At 34.8% G+C, this 15,253-nt stretch carries 18 protein-coding genes and 4 pseudogenes; 4 read left to right on the forward strand and 18 right to left on the reverse strand.

The window, feature by feature from the left end:
* Positions 1-216 precede the first annotated feature (216 nt).
* From I6L50_RS22620 to I6L50_RS22645, 6 genes and pseudogenes are all read right to left on the reverse strand, one after another.
* Entirely contained in the window at positions 217-783 is a 567-nt protein-coding gene (locus I6L50_RS22620; protein ID WP_219303183.1) for an SGNH/GDSL hydrolase family protein, read from the reverse strand.
* 16 nt (positions 784-799) lie between these two features.
* On the reverse strand, positions 800-1,624 hold the full coding sequence (locus I6L50_RS22625; RefSeq protein WP_219303184.1) for an MBL fold metallo-hydrolase: 825 nt from the start codon (positions 1,622-1,624) through the stop codon (positions 800-802).
* 29 nt (positions 1,625-1,653) lie between these two features.
* Complete coding sequence (locus I6L50_RS22630) at positions 1,654-2,211, reverse strand: DUF7010 family protein (RefSeq protein ID WP_219303185.1); 558 nt, start codon at positions 2,209-2,211, stop codon at positions 1,654-1,656.
* A gap of 27 nt (positions 2,212-2,238) precedes the next feature.
* The gene (locus I6L50_RS22635) at positions 2,239-3,105 is read right to left on the reverse strand and encodes an aminoglycoside phosphotransferase family protein (protein WP_219303186.1); all 867 of its coding nucleotides are present in this window, start codon (positions 3,103-3,105) and stop codon (positions 2,239-2,241) included.
* Positions 3,106-3,215: 110 nt separating this feature from the next.
* Complete coding sequence (locus I6L50_RS22640) at positions 3,216-3,707, reverse strand: NUDIX hydrolase (RefSeq protein ID WP_219303187.1); 492 nt, start codon at positions 3,705-3,707, stop codon at positions 3,216-3,218.
* Positions 3,708-3,712: 5 nt separating this feature from the next.
* Positions 3,713-4,462, reverse strand: a pseudogene (locus tag I6L50_RS22645) (Nif3-like dinuclear metal center hexameric protein).
* A gap of 84 nt (positions 4,463-4,546) precedes the next feature.
* Between I6L50_RS22645 and I6L50_RS22650 the strand changes: the two are divergent.
* Positions 4,547-4,756 carry a hypothetical protein gene (locus tag I6L50_RS22650; protein ID WP_215573601.1) on the forward strand — a complete coding sequence of 70 codons (210 nt, stop codon included), beginning with the start codon at positions 4,547-4,549 and terminating at the stop codon, positions 4,754-4,756.
* A 35-nt stretch (positions 4,757-4,791) separates the two neighbouring features.
* Here I6L50_RS22650 and I6L50_RS22655 read toward each other — a convergent pair whose 3' ends face one another.
* The 5 genes and pseudogenes from I6L50_RS22655 to I6L50_RS22675 form a co-directional block, all read right to left on the reverse strand.
* Positions 4,792-5,691 (reverse strand): PhzF family phenazine biosynthesis isomerase, encoded by a 900-nt coding sequence (locus I6L50_RS22655; RefSeq protein WP_219303188.1) that lies wholly within the window; start codon positions 5,689-5,691, stop codon positions 4,792-4,794.
* Between the two features lie 59 nt (positions 5,692-5,750).
* Positions 5,751-6,455: an SDR family NAD(P)-dependent oxidoreductase gene (locus tag I6L50_RS22660; RefSeq protein WP_219303189.1), complete on the reverse strand. Its 705-nt coding sequence runs from the start codon at positions 6,453-6,455 to the stop codon at positions 5,751-5,753.
* On the reverse strand, positions 6,452-7,015 hold the full coding sequence (locus I6L50_RS22665; protein WP_219303190.1) for a GNAT family N-acetyltransferase: 564 nt from the start codon (positions 7,013-7,015) through the stop codon (positions 6,452-6,454). The genes I6L50_RS22660 and I6L50_RS22665 overlap by 4 nt, the downstream gene beginning before the upstream one ends.
* Before the next feature lie 144 nt (positions 7,016-7,159).
* A complete protein-coding gene (locus I6L50_RS22670) occupies positions 7,160-8,662 on the reverse strand; it encodes a class I adenylate-forming enzyme family protein (RefSeq protein ID WP_219303191.1) in 1,503 nt (500 codons plus the stop codon).
* Positions 8,663-8,871: 209 nt separating this feature from the next.
* Positions 8,872-9,391: pseudogene (locus tag I6L50_RS22675) on the reverse strand (NAD(P)H-dependent oxidoreductase).
* A gap of 124 nt (positions 9,392-9,515) precedes the next feature.
* Here I6L50_RS22675 and I6L50_RS22680 point away from each other — a divergent pair.
* Positions 9,516-9,839 (forward strand): winged helix-turn-helix transcriptional regulator, encoded by a 324-nt coding sequence (locus I6L50_RS22680; protein WP_002033301.1) that lies wholly within the window; start codon positions 9,516-9,518, stop codon positions 9,837-9,839.
* Between the two features lie 247 nt (positions 9,840-10,086).
* Here the strand turns inward: I6L50_RS22680 and I6L50_RS22685 are convergent, their stop codons facing one another.
* From I6L50_RS22685 to I6L50_RS22700, 4 genes are all read right to left on the reverse strand, one after another.
* Positions 10,087-10,353, reverse strand: a complete 267-nt coding sequence (locus tag I6L50_RS22685) for an ArsR/SmtB family transcription factor (protein WP_000661861.1) — start codon at positions 10,351-10,353, stop codon at positions 10,087-10,089.
* A gap of 180 nt (positions 10,354-10,533) precedes the next feature.
* Entirely contained in the window at positions 10,534-11,952 is a 1,419-nt protein-coding gene (locus I6L50_RS22690; RefSeq protein ID WP_307897030.1) for an anti-sigma factor domain-containing protein, read from the reverse strand.
* Complete coding sequence (sigI, locus tag I6L50_RS22695; protein WP_219303193.1) at positions 11,945-12,667, reverse strand: RNA polymerase sigma factor SigI; 723 nt, start codon at positions 12,665-12,667, stop codon at positions 11,945-11,947. Before sigI ends, I6L50_RS22690 begins: the two co-directional genes overlap by 8 nt.
* Before the next feature lie 98 nt (positions 12,668-12,765).
* Positions 12,766-12,960: a hypothetical protein gene (locus I6L50_RS22700; RefSeq protein ID WP_219303759.1), complete on the reverse strand. Its 195-nt coding sequence runs from the start codon at positions 12,958-12,960 to the stop codon at positions 12,766-12,768.
* 215 nt (positions 12,961-13,175) lie between these two features.
* On the opposite strand from I6L50_RS22700, the gene I6L50_RS22705 reads away from it, so the two are divergent.
* Entirely contained in the window at positions 13,176-13,382 is a 207-nt protein-coding gene (locus I6L50_RS22705) for a hypothetical protein (RefSeq protein ID WP_000834521.1), read from the forward strand.
* A 68-nt stretch (positions 13,383-13,450) separates the two neighbouring features.
* On the opposite strand, the gene I6L50_RS22710 is transcribed toward I6L50_RS22705, so the two are convergent.
* From I6L50_RS22710 to I6L50_RS35005, 3 genes and pseudogenes are all read right to left on the reverse strand, one after another.
* The gene (locus tag I6L50_RS22710) at positions 13,451-13,822 is read right to left on the reverse strand and encodes a hypothetical protein (RefSeq protein ID WP_002084333.1); all 372 of its coding nucleotides are present in this window, start codon (positions 13,820-13,822) and stop codon (positions 13,451-13,453) included.
* 61 nt (positions 13,823-13,883) lie between these two features.
* Positions 13,884-14,243, reverse strand: a pseudogene (locus I6L50_RS22715) (recombinase family protein); the annotation flags it as partial.
* Positions 14,236-14,304: pseudogene (locus tag I6L50_RS35005) on the reverse strand (Holliday junction resolvase RecU); the annotation flags it as partial. The pseudogenes I6L50_RS35005 and I6L50_RS22715, both read right to left, overlap by 8 nt.
* 129 nt (positions 14,305-14,433) lie before the next feature.
* On the opposite strand from I6L50_RS35005, the gene I6L50_RS35010 reads away from it, so the two are divergent.
* Positions 14,434-14,730, forward strand: a complete 297-nt coding sequence (locus I6L50_RS35010) for a hypothetical protein (RefSeq protein ID WP_002142559.1) — start codon at positions 14,434-14,436, stop codon at positions 14,728-14,730.
* The last annotated feature ends 523 nt before the right edge of the window (positions 14,731-15,253 follow it).

Below are 15,253 nucleotides of genomic sequence, written 5' to 3' on the forward strand. Positions count from 1 at the left end.
CTGGTGCTATTATGAATTATATTTAACACTTTAAAAATGTATGTTCTTTAAAGTGCTATAGGTACTAAACATTTAGTACAGGAACCGTCTACCTCTGTGATTAATTAAAATATATTAAGTTGGTTGCATTTTTGCAGTGCTACAATGCTCTTGCGAAAAGATACTATATTTTACTTATGTGAATACAAAAAAAGCAAAGCGCCCATGCTTTGCTTCCTACAAAATCCCTTTTAACTTTTCACAAATTAACTTCGCTAAATATTCATAACCTTGTGGTCCGAAGTGTAAACCGTCTTTTTCATCATCTTCTACAAATCTCTTATAATCCTTTTCTTGAATCATTTCAGCGTACAAATTTAGAAAATGACTTCCTGTTTCTTTCGCCACTTCCTCAACCACATTTGCATATTGACCGAGTACTTCATTCGTTCTATTATGTTGCCTTGCTTCATCAACTGGTGCAGGACTAATAAGTAATACTTTTTCTGATGAAATCGCACTTACAATTCCCTCTAAATTTTCTTTGTACGACTGTAATGGAACTGGATCAAATAACACCGAATCATTCGTACCGATAAAAACTGTTACAAAGTCTGGTTTATATGATACTACATCGTCTTCAATCCTATTTAACGCATCGAACGTATTATCACCTGGAACACCCGCATTAACCACTTTCCAATTTGGAAACATCTCTTGCAAACGTGGTGTTAACCTCGGCGTTCCATCAAAAAATGTTTCATCAGCTGTAATACTATCGCCAAAGCATACTAACGTTTTCATTAATCTAGCACTCCTTTTACGTATGAAACAGCTTTCCTTCTATCGCTTTCACATATCTTTCCGCAGAACGTTCAACTGCCTCATTTGCATTTTCTTTTACTACTCGGTGAAAGGCGTTATATAGACGATTAAATTGTAACGGCTTCACTCGATTCGCCATCTCTTCCACTTTCCTTGCTGGTAGTGGAATTAAGTTCGGATAACTATACATGAAACTCACCCACTGTTGGTCCGCTACAACTTGAATAATATCACCTGTTAATAATATACCTTTCCCATCATTTCCTTCTTCCCAATGTAATACAGAACCGCCACTAAAATGCCCTCCGAGACGATGCACAGTAATTCCATCTGCTAATTGTAAAGACTCACCAGTCCAATAAATAATACGACTACTCGGGCGCATAACCCACTCTTTATCGTCTTCATGTATATAAATTGGTACATCGAACGTTTCTGCCCATTCTACTTGCGTTGAATAATAATGCGGATGCGACAGTGCAATCGCATCTAATCCCCCCCACTCTTTTATCTTCTCAATCGTCGTTTCATCTAAATAAGTAATACAATCCCACAGCAAACGATATGACTCTGTTTTTACTACAAATGCCGTCTGACCGATCGCAAATTCTGGTTTTGTCGTAATACTATAAAGCCCATTTTCTTCTTCTATAATTTCATTTTTATATGTATCACTCGTTTGCAAGTTTTCTAAGGTTGTCCATGACTGCCCTTTCGGATTAATATATTGTCTCTCCTCATCACAAATAACACAACTTATCGGTTCTTCCACACTCGCTGCATACTGTACTCCACACGTTGTACAAACGAAATTATTCATAGTTATTCCCCTATCCCTTTAATTTTTTATTAAGCTGATATTTGTTGATCGTTTTCTGCTTTTTTATTTTCAAGTGATACGCTTATAAGAGTAATAAAGTAGACAACTGTAACCGCCATAGGAATTACGATAAATCCTTTTTCCGCAAAAAGAATCCCACATACTGACGTTACTAATACAGTTCCTACTGATAATAACCCATAACTTTTACTTTCATAAATCCATACGTACGGTACAAAATGAACACCTATTAACATCGCTACTACAAAAGGTAACCACTCTGGAAATTGAAAATATGCAAGTAATACAAACGGAATATTCAATACATTTATCCCACCAATTACTCCAGCTAAAGTCCCTAGCGGGTTTCCTTTCGCAAACATGTCAATTTTTAATATAGCAGCTATCATTAAGCCGAAAGGAAATACACAGCCCATACCAATTAAATATACCCACACAACTTGCTTTTCTGAAAGAAGAACACCAGTTATGCTCGCTACAATCCAAAATAAAAGACCAGCTATTATAACAGGAAATCCCTTCTTCGTTTTTTGTGCTAAATCTCTTTTTGCTTCTGAAATGTTCATTTCTATATCTCCCCCAAAATATAAGTGCTATAATGTCGTCTTATTTTCGCTATCGAACATAATCTCATTCATCCAATAACGCCAAACTACTAAGTAATCTTCTAAATCTTTTGGGTGGTGTCTTATACACGTATCTATACGTAAATATAAGCCTATGACTATTTCCTCATATAAATTTCGTTCTTTTTTATGAAATACACATTGTTTTATCACATAATCAATCGTTTCTTTTGTTACATCTTCTGGAGTTGAACAGAACGCGTAAATTAAATCATATATAGGATCTCCTAGTACTGGTAATGGATCAATTACTCCATACAGCTCATTCTCTTGGAATATAAAATTATGAAATCCGAAATCACCATGTAATAAAAATGGCTGATTTATTCCAGTCCCCCTATTTGGACTATTCGCTAGTTTAAGAACAATTCTATACTCTTCCTCACTTATGTAACGTCTTACATTTTCATAAGCTTCCATCACATTTTCCGTTAAAAATTCACTCCAAGATTGAACCAGACTTTCTTTCCATCCCCAGCCATCTGCACCTGGAACAATTTTATACTTATTGATAACTTCTTTTACAAGTGTAATAAGCGTACTTCGTTTATGTCCTTGTTCGCACGAAGTACTACCTTCAAGGAAAGAATACACAACATATGTATGTAAAGGTTCTTTATACAAAAGCTTTGAAAATAACGCATTCCCCTCATAAAAAGAAAGAAAATTAGCTTCTTCACGTATTACTTTCGCTTCATTCGATTTCACAACATATCTTCCATCCAACAAATATACAGTACTTGTCGTTCCTCCGCTCAACACTTTCATGCTATTTGGATAATGTGAAATAATCTTCTCATTAACTAATTGTTTAGCGATTACTGAAATGTTCATTCACTCACCCTCACGTCTGAAGATTCCTTCAATTCAAAAGACAACTTTACTATTATTTGACAGTCACAAGAGAATCCCTTCTAACATCTTAATATTACAGAAACTAATTTTCATTTTATCAAAACGGCTTCCTTCAAGATTTCATCATATAATTCATTCCATTTATAATGATACACTGCACTCTCTTCTACTCTAACAAACATCCTTTTATCGGATTCATACTCACCGTCAAACTTATGCACTTCATTAATCTCCATCCGGTAGAACGGCTGATACCCTACTTTTGGATACGGACTATTTTCATTCCAATTTGGATTATCACTATGGTCAACGATAATATATCCAAATAAAGTACATTCTCCTTTTACATAACCTTCTTCCCACGCTTCTCTTTTAAAACATTCTTCTGGTAGTTCCCCTTCTTCTATATGCCCACCAGGAAAGTCCCAACCACGCTGCTCATGGTCTATTAGTAAAACCTTATTATTATGAAAACAAAAACCGTGAACACTCGTGATTCTTTCGTATTCTGGCAATATACAATCTTTTTTCCACGTTAACTTCACTTTTGATTCCCCATAATTTGCGCATATAGTTACCATTTCCCTCACTCCAAATGCTCTTCATTTAATCTAATAATCTCTATTGCACGATCTCTTTCTTTTAACTTACGAGCCAAACTTTCTACACCAAATACTTCTGTAAATGTGTGGCTTCCTACAATCAAATTGATGCCTTTAAATTTCGCATGTTGCACTGTATATAATGTTTTTTCTCCCGTTATGTACGTATCACAACCTTTTTCTAGCGCACGCTCAATCAAATTTGTATTGTTCCCTGCACCTGTTAATATCGCAATCCGTTTTACTGGCCTGTCATGATTTTTCCAGCTCTTCACTTTCTCTTCCATTCTCTCTTCAAGTTTTTCAACTAAATTTGAAAAGGGAATCGCTTCTTTATATTCTCCTATTCCCGGTAGCTCTTCTTCCTCATACGTTGAATATTCCAGTATTGTATCTATCCCAATTTCATTAAATAACGACGTACACGTGCCAAACTTTACGAAATCTAACGGCAAATGAATCCAAAAATGATTCATTTCATATTCTTTTAATTTCTCAATACAAGCCTCTTCCATACCGAATAGAAAACTCTACGGTGCATGATGTGTAACTATCATATCTACCCCATTTTGATATGCTTCTTCAATTGTCTCTAGCGTCAAATTTGTCGTGTAACCTATTTTGTGAAATTCCTCTTTACTAATGTGAGTGAAGCCATACTCGTCATCACCGTATTTATTAAGATGCTCTTCAAAAAGTGATGTAATATGTTCTTTGAACTGCGTTATATTCATTTTCATTTCTCCTTTCATTTACTTTTATATTTCAAAAATAAGGAAATACTATTTAACGACGTTACATACATATAGGAGGACAATATGAAACCTGAATTTTTAAAAGCTATACATGAAGCGATTGGAAATGTTGAGCATATTCATATAGAAGAAAGTGGTGCAGATAGTTTAATTATTCATCACGATGATGCACAGCAATTAAAACAAGTTGCTGAAACGTTAGAACACAATAATTTCCGCTCTACTATTAGAACAGCTGGAGATGCTTCTTATATTGAAGTGTTGAACAGATAAAGAGAAGTCCCAGCTATGTGCTGGGCTTTATTCTTTTATATTGAAATTTCAAACTCTTTCACATACACCGCTGTTCCAGCAATATCAATTTGTAAGTTATCATTTTCTACATCTTTCGTTACATAAACCATTACACGACCATCTTTATTTATTTCCTGTCCTTGCTCAACGATTAACTCCAGTTCATGGTCAAAATCTTTCTCCAAATACGTCGCATAATACGCTCCCATTACACCTGAAGCCGTTCCTGTCACAGGATCTTCTATTGTTCCAGAATAAGGTGATGAGAAATGACGACCGTGCATTTTTGCTTCTGCATCATATGTTTCCATGCAAAGTGGATGAATAGAAGCGTTAGATATTTCTTTTAATACCGATGGAAATTTATCATTATTAGGTTTCATTCTTTCACATGCATCTAGATTTTTAATCGGTACAATTACAGTCCAGTTCCCCGTACTTCCATATACAATCGGTACACTTGCATCTAAATCCGTTACTTCCAAACCGATACTATGAGCTAATTCTTGTTTTGAACCTGCAAAATCTTTAAACTGAGGTGCTGCCTGCCTCATTTTAATAAAGGTTTCTCCATTTTCATTTGCACCTATTTGTATTGGTAAAACACCTGCCTTCGTTTCAATCGTAAGGTTTGTTTTTTCTTCTAATAAACCTCTTTCACGCAAGGCATATATAGTGCCAACTGTCCCATGACCACATAAATTCATTTCAAACCCTGGTGTAAAATAGCGCATTCTTATATCTGCTACTTCTGAAGAAAGAACGAAAGCTGTTTCGTTAAATCCAACCTTTTCAGCAATACGCTGCATTTCCTCTTCCGTTAATCCATCCGCCTCTAGTACAACACCTGCTGGATTTCCCATATTTGGTTTATTCGTAAATGCGTCGTAATGAAATACGTTTATAGTCTTCATTTCTTTGTCCCCTAATCTTCTTCTAATTTTCCAATTGTTAATACTTGTAAGATTGTACTTTACCACTTCAATTCCCCTACACCCGGCTCAATAAACTTACCCGAAACATCCTCATTTGAATCCATTACCCAATCATATATATTTTGTGCTCCTTCAGCCGGAGCCATATTCGCATCAAAGGCACCAATGTCAGTCTTTAACTTCCCAGGATGAATTGCGGTTACACCAATTCCTTCATTCTCAAACTCCTGTTGTAAGCAGAGCGTTAACATATTCTGTGCAGCTTTTGCGATCCGATATGAATATGAGAACTGCCCTTGTGGAAATTCTTTTCCGGCCATTTTATGCAATGAACCTAATCGAGAGGATACATTTATTATTCTTGGTTGATTCGACTTAGTTAAAGCCACATATGTACCTTTTACAGCTCGAATAACTCCTAAGCAATGAACATTAAATAGTTCCATTAACTCTTCAGAATTTGCACGTAAAATCTCGGTTTCCTTACCAGTAATTCCAGCGTTATTTATAACTAGATCAATATACTTTGTATATTCCTCCAGCTGGTTTTTAATTTGCTCCGTACTCTCATCAATCGATAAGTCTGCTAATATAGGAAAACATCTAGAACTAAACATTTTCTTCAATTGCGTTACCGCAACCTCACTTCTAGCTAACGGATAAACAATATGCCCATTTTCATGAAACACTTTCACTAACTGTAACCCTAATCCACGATTTCCACCTGTAATAAGTACCCTCATATATCCGTCTCCTTATTTTTATAATAAATAAGAAAATCTGCCCACTTACCATTCCCCATAGAAAATGCCTCCCTCATACATTCAAATGAAAAACCAGCTCTTTCTGCAAGACGAACGGATGGCTCATTATCGATGTGTATATGTAATTCGATTCTATGAAATTGAAGGCCATTAAAAAATAACGGCAGCGCAGCTTTTACACTTTCTACTCCGTATCCATTTTTCCAATGTTGATTATGAATAGAGTAGCCCATCATTGCCCATTGATAGTCCATACGTAAAATTTTTATAAGTTCTAGCTTTCCAATATTGGCGCCATCTTCTTTCTGAAAAATACCTAGCACATACATTTCATCTCGTCGTGCCGCCTCATCAAATCCTCTTATCCATTCCGTAAACCATTCTTTCGTTGAAGACGACATGTCATGATAGCCATCATCGTATTTATATTGAGATGGTAACCTCTTATTGAATCCATCTAACCAACTTTCATAATCCTCTTTTTGAAATGGACGAATAATCAGTCTCTCTGTCTCTACTTGTAATAGTGGCAGCTTCATTTATATCTCTTCCTTTAATTGTTAATTGAATATTCTTTATTATCTTACACAAAATACAAAATCTAGTAAATCATTATGTTTTTTATAAAAAAAAATCCAGTTATCCTTTTTACATAACTGGATTCTTCATTATTTAATAACCTTTTATTTCACAAGAAAAACATCCCTTAATTCCCTCTTCAACACTTTCCCTAAAGCGTTTTTCGGTAATTCGTCCATAAATACAACTTCTGGTATTTTATAGCTTGCTAGTTTTTCTTTACAATGCTGAATAATCTCTTCTTCTGTTAAAGACGTTTGAATGTCCTTTACAATGTAAGCTGTTGGAACCTCCCCCCAAAAGTCATTTGGAATCCCAACTACTGCAACTTCTAAAACGCCATTTATTTCATGAATTACATCTTCTACTTGATCTGGATATACGTTGTCACCACCGCGTACGATAACGTCTTTATATCTTCCCATAATATGTAGAAATCCATCATCATCTATCATACCGGCATCACCCATGTTAAACCAATTATCTTTTACTACCTTCTTTGTTGCCTCTTCATTATTCCAATATCCTTTAAACATGTACGGGCTTTTCACGTGAATCTCTCCAACTTTATTTGTTGTTAGCTCATCACCTGTTTCTGGATGAACAATTTTCAGCTCTACATGTTTCAAAGTTTTCCCTACAGAAGACATTTTTTCTTTCCCCATATTTGGATGCCAAGAAGTTACTACCCAACCTTCTGTACTACCATAACCTTGCACCATATAAATGCCTTTTTCCATATATTTTTGGATAAGTGTTTCTGGCACCTTTGTACCACCGCTTTGTGCTACTTTAAAAGTTGAAATGTTTCGTTCCTTTTTATCTAATTCATCAAGCATGTAACTATAAACAGCTGGGAACGCAAGCATCGTAGTAATTTTCTCTTCTTCAATCTTATCCCAAATAAGAGTAGGATTCGAATCAGCTAAAAAGACCATCGTAACGCCATGATAAATACAATTTAAAATAGAAAGCACGCCACTCATATGAAACAATGGGTGCACTGATAAAAAGCGTTCACCTGCTGGAATTTCTCTTTGCCCCGCAATTTCAGTAAAATAATGGTGTAAGTTTTTATGACCAATTACACATGCTTTTGCCTGTCCAGTCGTTCCTGAAGTAAATAAGTAAATAGCATCATCATCTTCATGAACTTCCACATTCGGCTCTGTTATTGGCTGTTCCTTTAATTTTAATTCAAATAAGCCAAACCCTTCTTTTGTCGTCTCAATTACATAAGGAATTTCTTTAACTCCATTAATCTTTAATACAACTTCACTAAATTCATCATCAATAACTAATACTTTTAATCTCGCTTCTTTTACAATCGATTCTAATTCATAAGCAGTAAGCTGATGATTAAGCGGAATAAATACCGCTCCAATTTTTAAGCTTGCCATCATAACGCTTGGAAACGGATGATTATTTTTGCATAGAATTCCTATACGATCCCCTCTTTTCACACCGGTATGTAACAAATAATGTGCAAGCTGATTTACTCGTTCATTATACTGCTGAAACGAATACCTTTTCTCTCCACCGATAAGCGCTTCCAAATTTGGTGACTGCATTGCTCTTTTTTGTAATAATTGTCGCATCGTTCTCAAGTAAAACTCCCCTTTATATATGTTAGGATTTTTTTTACCAGATTAACTATTAATTTACTAAAGATTAAACTTAGTGAATTTAAATGAAGTGAATCTTTAGTCGATGTGAGGTGTTCATCCCGACTGATTATTAGTCCACACCTTACGGGCGGTTAATGCGGGATAAACAAAAATAGCCATCTACTTAACAAGTAAATGGCTATTTCTCCTTATATATTAGAATACTCCTTATTCATCACATATTTCACATACTCAGGTGCACTTTTGTCAATCTCTTCATCACTGATTTCATATTCCGCACCATATAAATAAAATGATGGTATAAATTCCATTCCTGTATATAAGCTCGTAGCGTGGAATGGTTTGGTTAATTCATCCATTGTAATTCCGCTATTTTTATAGTCTTTTTCTAACCCACCTATAGAAATAGCTACACCAAATTCTTTCCCCTTCACTTTATCCCCTTTTGATCCGTAGGCAAATCCATATGTTAATACATCATCGAACCATTTTTTTAATAATGGTGGTGAGCTATACCAGTAGAGTGGAAATTGGAATATATATCGGTCGTGCTCTACTAACAGCTTTTGTTCTTCTTCAATATTAAATTCCCAATTTGAATTCATGCACCGTTATTTCATCTGGATATTTCTCAAGTTCTTCTACCCATCTTTTATTAATTCGAGACTTTTCAATATCAGGATGTGCTACAATTACAAGTGTTTTCATATATTTTCTTCCCCCTTATAAATAATTCAAACGCTTTAGTATTAGTATGAATGAGTCACATATAATTGAAAAGTACGTACTTTAAAGTGCTATAGGAACCTTAAAGTACCTTTGGAGGTGTTATATGAATCAAAATGATAATTGCCCAATCGCAACGACACTCGACGTGATCGGTGGAAAATGGAAAATTCATATTTTATGTGTTTTGGCGGATGGAAAAATGCGAACAAATGAAATAAAACGAGAAATCCCAAACATTACACAAAAAGTTCTCACACAGCAACTTCGGCAACTTGAGGCTGATGGGATTATCCATCGTACTGTATATCAAGAAGTACCACCAAAGGTTGAGTACACAATAAGCGAACATGGAAAATCTTTAATGCAAATTATGGATGAACTATTTGAATGGGGAAAAGACCATCAGATCAAAAGATTACATGACTAAAAAAACTACCAAATTCTTTACATACTAGTGGGAATGGCACATCACTATCAAGCTAACAAAAAGACCCTAATAAGAAAACTTTCATTTTTATAATCCATTTAAACTTTAGCTTGATAGTGATACGGCAAGACCCTAATAAAGAAATGTATTAAACAAATTAAAAACAACAACACATACGACTACTGTTAATAAGAAAATTATAGTCGCTGAATTACTTACTTAATTTTGAAATCTAAACAGTTACCCTTTAAGCCAAGCTTAATAATATCGCTTTTGTACGATTATCTGTTACTTCATAATAAATTTCTAATCCTTTCCGAGTACCTGTAACGACTTTAGTAGCTTTTAGTTTAGATAAATGTTGACTAATTGTACTTTGAGGCATTTGTAATGTTTCATACATTGTCGTTACGTTAATAGGACCTTTTGCAAGCATTATTTTTACTAATGATAAACGGACAGGATGCGCCAACACCTTTAATACTTCAGTGATTTCTTCATACATTTCTTTCATATTTTTTCTCTCCTTTTATATAACTATTAATGATATCCATATATATAATTCGAAAGGATATACGATTTTATGTCCGTCATTTTAAAAAATATTAAGAAATTCCTTCAGATGGAAGGAATCCCTCTGTTCAATATTCTATAGATTTTTCTTTCACTCGATATTATGTGGTAGGAGCTTTCCTTACTGAGAGCCTCTACCATTGTTCCCTTGCTGATTCCCATTATTTCCTTGTGATCCTCTACCGTTGTTCTCTTGCTGATTTCCATTATTCCCTTGAGACCCTCTGCCATTGTTCCCTTGCTGATTCCCATTATTCCCTTGCGATTCTCTTCCGTTGTTCCCTTGACCATTCCCATTATTCCCTTGCGATTCTCTTCCGTTGTTCCCTTGCTGATTCCCATTATCCCCTTGCGATTCTCTTCCGTTGTTCCCTTGAGCATTCCCATTATTCCCTTGCGATTCTCTTCCGTTGTTCCCTTGACCATTCCCATTATTCCCTTGCGATTCTCTTCCGTTGTTCCCTTGACCATTTCCATTATTCCCTTGCGATTCTCTTCCGTTGTTCCCTTGATGATGCCCATTATTCCCTTGCGATTCTCTTCCGTTGTTCCCTTGGGACCCTCTTCCGTTGTTTCCTTGCCCATTTCCATTATTTCCTTGTGACTCTCTTCCGTTGTTTCCTTGCCCATTTCCATTATTTCCTTGTGACCCTCTTCCGTTGTTTCCTTGCCCATTTCCATTATTTCCTTGTGATCCTCTTCCGTTGTTCTCTTGCTGATTCCCATTATTTTCTTTTATTTGCTTCGGTTGTTGTTCCTTAGATTGCTTTTGTTCTATATGCTCTTTCTTCTCGTTGCTTTCTTCTTTTACAGGAGATGCGTCCGATGATGCATCAGAAGATGACTTTTGTTGTTCTTGATTAGACGGAGGTGCAGGTGGAGTAAGCGATTTTTTCTTCTCATTCTCTTGTTTTATATAAACGCCCGTTCCAACCCCTGCTTTCTTGGCATCCTCCCGCATTTGCATCGTACTGCTTTGATATTCAACTGTAATATGTTTTATCTCATACTCTTTCTTTAATTCCTGCATAACCTTTTCCAACTGTGGTTCTAGCGACTTGTCCTTTGCAACAGCTGTTAGCATAACTTGCTTATCATTCGTTAAGTACTTATCCTCTTGACTCTGCTTTATAATAGTGCGTATCACATCTTGCAGATGCTTATTTTCCCACCCTTTCATTTCTTTTAAAATACGCCTTCCGTCATCATTACAAGCCCGCAAATCTATAACACGAAGATCTTCCGTTACGCTCGCCTCTAAACTTGGATTTATATCAACTGAGACATAAGCAAACACTTTTTCTTCTGGTTGATTGTAGAAAAACAGCAATACGCATAGAAAACCAGCAACAATTACTGTTGTCGGCTTTAAGAAAGGTGGCATTGAAAAACGAGGCGCTCTTTGTTCTTGTTTGTTAAACAAGATTTCCTCTCCTATCATGTATGGGTGCGCTTTTCTTTTAAATGTAATAAACTCTCCATTTGGAGTTAAAACAACTACGCTATGCTTTTTTATATCCATCACAATTCCTTTATTCATCATGCTTTTCCCCTCTTATGTAATCCAGAATATATGTATACTTGTTTGCAAAGATAATACACATCGCAATAATGTATTTTCGATGTCGCTCCAACGTTTTACGACTTACCCTAACACGTGGTTCAATATGTTTAAGGGGTAATTTTTTCTTTCGGAACAGCTCTTCCATCATTTTCTCGTCTTTTATAATAATCTTTACAATTTCTATTAAGTGCTCACGCGTATCACGATGCTTAGGGGATTCCTTAGTAAGCTCTGAAAATGTGATTTTAAACTCAGCTAGTACACTTTGAAAATGAAGAATTTCCTCCTTACGGTTACTATTTTCCATCTCTTTCATATACTCCGTAAGCGACACTTGCATTTCTAACATTTCCTCTTGCTTATCTTCTTTTAAAAAGACAAGATTATGTTTAGACTCCTTGCGTATATAGTCAATTACATCTCTTTTTATAAGAAGATCAGCAAACGCTAGAAAAGATTTTCCTTTTTTATATGAATACTGTTCAATTGCTTCGTTAAATGCAAATAATCCAATGCTATATTCATCATCCTGCTCTGTAATGTACCTGCGGCAGACAGACGATATTGATTTTCTAATAAACGGCTGATACTGTACGATAAAAGCTTCCTTATCTCCACCGTTGTTTTGTATGTTAAATACGATATCTTCTATTTTCGTTTTTTTTAAGATTTTCATTACTAAACTCAACACTAGTAATCTCCCTGCCTCCTTCTGCTTCAAATAGCAAAATGGCCACTAAACAAGTGACAATTTAACCACATTTTCTTAGTACTTTTCTTTGGGCTTGTCTACTTGCTATTGCTCATATTTTTCGAGTCCAATTTTTTTATATGACTATTTTTTCCACTTGTACTAAAGTGAAGTCTGTATTTTGTATTACTTTCTTGTTTTCTTTTGCAATACCACTTGCTCTTTTCTATTTTAGCTGCAATCTTTGAATAACTCTTCGCTATATTTTTGGTAATTTTAGCTTTTTCTTTCATTTATTTTCTTCTACTTATACATATTCGAAGGAATAAATAATTTTATGGGGGTCAAAAAAATATTTTTTATAAAATAGTTATTTTTTTAAAAATAAAAACCATCAATTGGAAGAAACTCGTTATAGCTCCTCCTTATGGTAATTCCTTTGTAAACTTTTTATTTAAATGTATAATTGTATTAAAAGTCTAAAATTTCAGAATCAGAGGGCGGCGTCATGAAAAGTTTTGGTACGTTAGTAATCTCTACCGTCATTTCAGCAGGCTTAGTGTATTATAATATCGATTCCTTTTATAATAAATTTACATCCGGGAATACATATTACTGGGTAAACGGTATCCTAGCTGCTGGATTCCTTATATCCTTAATTATCAACATAAAAGATATCATCAAGAAAAACTACACAACTTCTGAATCAAATTAAGGAGCCTATTATGGTTCCTTTTTCTATGCAAAATAAAAAAGCAGCTGTTAAGCTACTTTGAATTCTTCTTATCCCCAAATGAAATGATATATATATTCTCCCGTTACACGTTCATTAATTCCAGCGATCCTAGCGAATCTCATTAAGTCCGCCCCTTGAAGAAAATACACCGAGATCGTAACTGGTACTTGTGACCACATGAATTGATAAAGCTCATTCACTCTCTGATTCGTCGAAACGATTAAATCATTTACAGGTCCATGATTCCATGCAGAGGTTTGAACTGAAGTGAACGGAAGGTCTTTCCCATTAACCACTATTCTTACCACACTTTGAGTTATGTCCACAACAATCCCCTCCACCATTACAAAATTTAAACCTGTTTCTATACTCATATTCTTGATTAATAATAAATGTTTAAGGCAAACCCCTATTTTCATTTCTACTCAAGAACAATTTATTTGATAAAATAAAAAAGCAGCGGATTCGCTGCTTTAAAATCTACATAACTCCCTTTTCTTTTGCTCTCTCATAAAGAACCGTGCGGCTTACACCTGTAACTTCACATATCTTCTTTACTGTAAGCTTGTTTTCCTTTCGGTTTGCAAGCAGATCTAAAGCATGTTCCATATTAGGATTATCATCATCGTACTTCTTAGGGCGCCCTTTATAAACACCACGCTCTTTAGCTAGTTCAATACCTTCTCGTTGCCGCATTCGAATTAGGTCACGTTCTAACTGATTAACACCAGCCATTACAGTGAGTCGGAAAGTGCTGTATGGATTATCGCTTGTAGTATCAAGCCAATTGTCTTTTAACGACTTAATAGAAGCGCCTTTTTCTTTAATTGTTTCTATGATACATTTCATTCGCTAGATTGATAAGCATTTCAAATGCCATCCCACGGTTTCCGAGTCCCATTGTTATTCCTCTCTTTCTATTAAAAGGATTATTTTGTTAAAAACTTGATTCTAATTTATAACCTCTATCTTTTTCTTTTATTTCCCATTAAAATTGAGTAAAACTATTTTGATAACATAGGAGAAAGCTATGAAACATAACCTCAATCTATGGTCCTTTATATGCTCTTTGATTTGCGTTGGACTATTCCGTTTATATTTTGAAATTCCACTTGAATTATTCAAATTTTTCACGGATTCATTACACATTCACCCTTTATTTATATTACTAGTTTTAACAATAGGAACTTTTTTTGCTGGCATTATAGGATTTTCTAAGATGAATAATTGGATTGCGATGCTTAGGAGTGTAGCAACAGTCTTACTAACATTGTTATTATCAGTGTTTTTAACACTAACTTTGATTGTGGGTTATGCATTAAGTTAAACGTAGTTTTTTATGAGTAAAACTCAATATTCCGTCAATAATATAGATGACATTAGATTTTTCTCCTTGTTCCCCCTTGGAGATGAGCAGTTAGTTTTTGCTAACTGCTCTTATATTTATAACAAAGCTAAGATTCTTTAGAATGATTCTTCTTTATTTCTCAATATAAGGAGCCTTGGATTTTCATTAAAACTCCTGTAGTATATGAACAAAGAGTAAGGTAAGAGTTACTCTTTGCCATTTTAGGAGAGGTTCTGTTGGAGACAACAGGACCTTTTTTCATAAAGAGATGGTTTTGTTTAATTTCTCACCACTAACCACAAAAAAATATCTTATAATCGTTATATAATAAATTAAAATAATGGATTAGGAGTAGATCAAATGCCAGTTACACTAGAACTTATTCTTTTCATTCTTCTAGCAATTAGCGCTATTGGCTATTTAGTAAAAGAATTTCAAAAAACTAGGAAAAGAACACTTGGAATTTCACTAGAATTCTTGGTTCTTTTCTGGTCAATATGGA

Origin of the sequence: Bacillus sp. FDAARGOS_1420, from assembly GCF_019344915.1 — a bacterium.
Lineage (GTDB): Bacteria > Bacillota > Bacilli > Bacillales > Bacillaceae_G > Bacillus_A > Bacillus_A mycoides.